The organism is Mycobacterium sp. NGS39, from assembly GCF_059812765.1.
In genome coordinates, this window is the sequence record NZ_JCALDH010000025.1 from 1 (window position 1) to 4,047 (window position 4,047).

General features: G+C 61.0%; 4 protein-coding genes and 2 pseudogenes. All 6 read right to left on the reverse strand.

Annotated features, from left to right (window positions below; all coding sequences use genetic code 11):
* Window positions 1–474 precede the first annotated feature (474 nt).
* On the reverse strand, window positions 475–822 hold the full coding sequence (locus tag AC5Y39_RS21145) for a DUF732 domain-containing protein (protein ID WP_500021682.1): 348 nt from the start codon (window positions 820–822) through the stop codon (window positions 475–477).
* A gap of 12 nt (window positions 823–834) precedes the next feature.
* Window positions 835–1,260: a hypothetical protein gene (locus AC5Y39_RS21150; RefSeq protein ID WP_500021684.1), complete on the reverse strand. Its 426-nt coding sequence runs from the start codon at window positions 1,258–1,260 to the stop codon at window positions 835–837.
* A 149-nt stretch (window positions 1,261–1,409) separates the two neighbouring features.
* A complete protein-coding gene (locus AC5Y39_RS21155) occupies window positions 1,410–1,796 on the reverse strand; it encodes a hypothetical protein (protein ID WP_500048285.1) in 387 nt (128 codons plus the stop codon).
* 1 nt (window position 1,797) lies between these two features.
* On the reverse strand, window positions 1,798–2,310 hold the full coding sequence (locus AC5Y39_RS21160; protein WP_500021686.1) for a hypothetical protein: 513 nt from the start codon (window positions 2,308–2,310) through the stop codon (window positions 1,798–1,800).
* Window positions 2,311–2,401: 91 nt separating this feature from the next.
* Window positions 2,402–3,636 (reverse strand): annotated as a pseudogene (locus AC5Y39_RS21165) (IS256 family transposase).
* Between the two features lie 190 nt (window positions 3,637–3,826).
* Window positions 3,827–4,047, reverse strand: a pseudogene (locus AC5Y39_RS21170) (DDE-type integrase/transposase/recombinase); the annotation flags it as partial.

The following is a 4,047-nucleotide window of genomic DNA, read 5'->3' on the forward strand; positions in this document are numbered from 1 at the left end:
CGGTTACCCTCTGCAGGATAGTTTCTGGGCGCGCTGCATCGGTGTGGGCACCCGACACCGTGGCGCGGCGGCCGTCATGCAGGTCAAGGCCACCGGCAGCTACGTTGCGCCGTCCATCCCGATGTGATTGGCGGTGTGACACATGAATGCAGCATCAACATGGTTATCCGACAATCTGACTGCCGTCATCGTGGCGATTGCACAACCCAACGCAAAACTCGCGGGTCAAGCCACCAACGCGGCAGTAGGTGCAACCAACCACAGCGGGTGGAGATGAGTAGCACCGGTGCCAACACGAACGGCTTGGGCGACTACGGCATCCGCCGTCCGCTTGACCCAAACGTCGATTGTGACGAGGCGTCCGAGTTCAGTTGGGAGGTGGCCTGGAACCGCATTCCGTTCGCGGGAGGCCGCCCAACGAAGGCGGACGCTACCAAGGACTGTCACCGCCATGCCCGAAAGCGGTAGGTGTGTCTAATAGTCACCGTTGAATCCGCTGTCGTACTGATGCGCAGGGCAGTACGCCTGCACCGCATACACCCCGAACAGCCCGGCGTAATAGGTCCGGTTGTCGCCGTACAGTGCGAGCCGATCCAGCACCATGCCCTCGACGGCTTGGCCGCCGTAGCCCTGATCCAGCATCGTGCAGACAGACCTGCCCGTCTTGACTACGACGTTGGGCGCAGCGTCGGCGAGCGTCGATAGACTCGGATAGTTGATAGCACGCACGTTGGCGAGGAACTGGCTATCGGCGTCTGCGTTGGCGACGGGTGCCCAAAGTATCGCGGTACCAAGTAGACCGCTGACAAGTGCTCGTTTCATAAGAGTCTCGACTTACTGACCTTGAACAATGTTGCCGACCCGTTGAGTCAATGCGTCGAAGAACTCTTGAATCGACTCGCCCGTACAAGTCGTAAGTTTTGCGGCGACGGCTGGAAATCCGTCGCAACCGCTCGCGTTCCATTGCCGGCCATATCCGTCTATGTCTCGGCTGATGTCGAGGGCGTTTTCGGTAGCGCTCCTAGGTGGCGCGGGCATGGATAGCAGGATCGGAAGCGCCTGCGCGTTCAATTTGAGTTTTGCCATCGTTGCCGCCCGGCAGTCGCTGCCTAAGCTCGCGGGCTTACCGACTTCACATGGTTGTTGGGCATTCCAGCGAATCACGTCCGGATACAGCTCCTGCAAGGTGGCTGCGTTAGCAACTGGTGCCGTTAACACGCCGAGCGCTAGTAGCGCCACAGCCACCAGTCCGCGCACCATGGTAGGAAACCTCCCCTTTGCCTGCTTATTTGCTGAGGATAGCCTGAGCCCGTCAGTTGCGTGGCGAAACTGGCCATAGGCCACCACTGTGGAGGAGCAAAACGCAGAAGCCGGGAACTCTCCTCGCAACTGAGCCGCTGTTTAGTTTGTCAAAGGGCGGTGCCAGTTGCGGAATCGAACTGCGATTCGGATAGCCACCAGCCCGAAAATCGTTCTCGCTGAGGGGTATTAGCCGTAGTGACTGCTGGATTTTTGCCCGCTGTGCCGAGTAGCTGAGTCGGTCCGACTTTGTCATCGGTCGCCCACTCGGTAACGACATAATCCAGCCACTTAATGAGCGGACCTAGACGCAGTAGGGCATCATGCGTGAACCTGACAACGAAATCGTACGACCCGGGGTCCACCAGGCTTCCGCTGCGGTCCTTGATCTCAACAGCCCATTCATAGGCATCCGAGCGACCCGACTCACTGTCAATCCACTCAATGACCTCGACCACGTCGCGCAGAAGATCTGTCGGTATCTTGGTGTGACTCATTCTAGTTCGATTCCGTGGCCCGCTGGGTGCTGGCGAGCAGCTCATCAATCAACTCGTATATGCGCGTGTGCAATTCAGCGTCGCCGTTGATGTTGCCTATGTAGCTCTTGGCACGACTCGCATAATCCGACGCCGACCATTTGCCTCTGTGTCCGCCGTTTTGGTGCTGCTCCGGGTCTGTGTCGCGTTTGCGAAGGCGGACTTTGCCGTCATGTCCTGCAGTGGCGTCAGCGGCGCCCTCAACTGTCCCGCTTCGGTACACTTCACGTTGTACCGTCGACTTCGACTGCCTGGTAGCCAGCGCTGCATCACGAATACTCATGCCCTGGGTATGCAACAGAACCGCGATCTCTCTGCGTGTGTCCTTCCCGATGTCAGTACAGAGCTCCCCCAACGCATCCGTCAGATAGGCGGTCCAACTGATGTAGCTCAACGCGGTGTGAATCTGTCCGGCTTTGGCTTTCTCAATGAGTACGTTGAGCGAGTCCAGGTTGCCCTTGGCGGCTTTGGCCATCCGCCGGATGCGTTCATCAAGCTTGGCGGCCTGGGGTCAAGTCCATAGACGTGGTGTACGACGTCGTCGTGTGATTCTTCGAGTTGATGGTTTAGGCGGTCAGTGCCGCGGGGGTTGTCTCCTGTTCTGTTGAGGTGTTGCCGACGGTGCGTGATTTGCTCAGGACGTCGAGTCCGAGGTAGCGGCGGGATTCGGCCCATTCGTCGTGTTGTTCGGCCAGGACGGCGCCGACGAGGCGGATCAGGGCGTTGCGGTCGGTGAAGATGCCGACGACGTCGGTGCGTCGGCGGATTTCCTTGTTGAGCCGCTCTTGGGGGTTGTTCGACCAGATCTGGCGCCAGATTTGTTTGGGGAACGCGGTGAACGCCAGCAGATCCGCTCGCGCGTCTTCGAGGTGTTCGGCGACCTTGGGTAGCTTGTCTGCCAATGCATCAATGATGCGATCGTATTGCGCGGCAACAGATTCAGCATCAGGCTGATCGAACACCGAATGCAGCAGGGTGCGCACCCACGGCCATGACGCCTTCGGCGTGACGGCCATCAGGTTGGTCGTGTAGTGCGTTCTGCAGCGCTGCCAGGCCGCCCCGGGCAGTGTGGCGCCGATCGCGGCCACCAGCCCGGCGTGGGCGTCGCTGGTGACGAGCTTGACCCCGGCCAGGCCGCGGGCGGTCAGCGACCGCAGAAAGGTCAGCCAACCCGCGCCGTCCTCGGCGGTGGTGACGTCGATGCCTAGGATTTCGCGGTACCCGTCGGCGTTGACTGCGGTAGCGATCAGGGCGTGTACGTTGACCACGCGGCCGGCCTCGCGGACCTTGAGCACCAGCGCGTCAGCGGCCATAAATGTGTACGGGCCGGCATCGAGCGGTCGGGTGCGAAACGCCTCGACCGCGGCGTCGAGTTCTTTGGCCATCACGCTGACTTGGGACTTGGACAGGCTGGTGATCCCGAGGGTTTCGACGAGTTTGTCCATCCGGCGGGTGGACACCCCGAGCAGATAGCAGGTGGCCACCACGGTGGTCAGCGCCCGCTCGGCGCGTTTGCGGCGTTCCAGCAGCCAGTCCGGAAAGTAGGAGCCCTGCCGCAACTTAGGGATCGCGAGATCCAATGTTCCCGCCCGGGTATCGAATTCGCGATGCCGGTAGCCATTGCGTTGATTGGTGCGCTCGGCGCTGCGCTGCCCGTAACCGGCCCCGCACACGCGTCGGCTTCAGCGCCCATCAGGGTCTGGATGAAAGTGGCCAGCAGCTCGCGCAACACGTCGGGGTGGCAGGTGGTGAGTCGTTCAGCCAACACCGTCGGCAGGTCGATATCGTGGGCAGTGGTCATCGCGTCGATTCCTTTGCTCGAGAAACTTTGGTAGGTCTCTCGAAGAATCACGCGATGACCTTCAATCACTCGGCTACGACACGCCGGTACCGCTGATCAGGTCCGACTCGTACACCACTCTGCTGGACGCAACCCGATCCTTCCCCGCCGGCCGACAGGACAGACCCAATGCCGCGCACCCAGATTGAATATCGGTCAGGATCTGCTCGGGCGCCCCATAAGTGGCCAGCGCGGCGCGTAATCCATCGCAGACCGCGCGGGTGCGTTCCCGGGCCATCAACTTCGCCGCGACACACATCCGGGAATGGTCATCGATGCCCGTGAGCGCCTTCGCGCAGCTGCCATCGGCAAGCGGGAACCCGCCCACGATATCCATCTGCCACAACTCCATCGGCGCGGCGCGTTCCCAGC

Bases quoted from the DNA above. Each gene is read 5' to 3' on its own strand.
- AC5Y39_RS21145 (WP_500021682.1), bottom strand. From the start codon at position 822: ATGAAACGAGCACTTGTCAGCGGTCTACTTGGTACCGCGATACTTTGG.
- AC5Y39_RS21155 (WP_500048285.1), bottom strand. From the start codon at position 1,796: ATGAGTCACACCAAGATACCGACAGATCTTCTGCGCGACGTGGTCGAG.
- AC5Y39_RS21150 (WP_500021684.1), bottom strand. From the start codon at position 1,260: ATGGTGCGCGGACTGGTGGCTGTGGCGCTACTAGCGCTCGGCGTGTTA.
- AC5Y39_RS21160 (WP_500021686.1), bottom strand. From the start codon at position 2,310: ATGGCCAAAGCCGCCAAGGGCAACCTGGACTCGCTCAACGTACTCATT.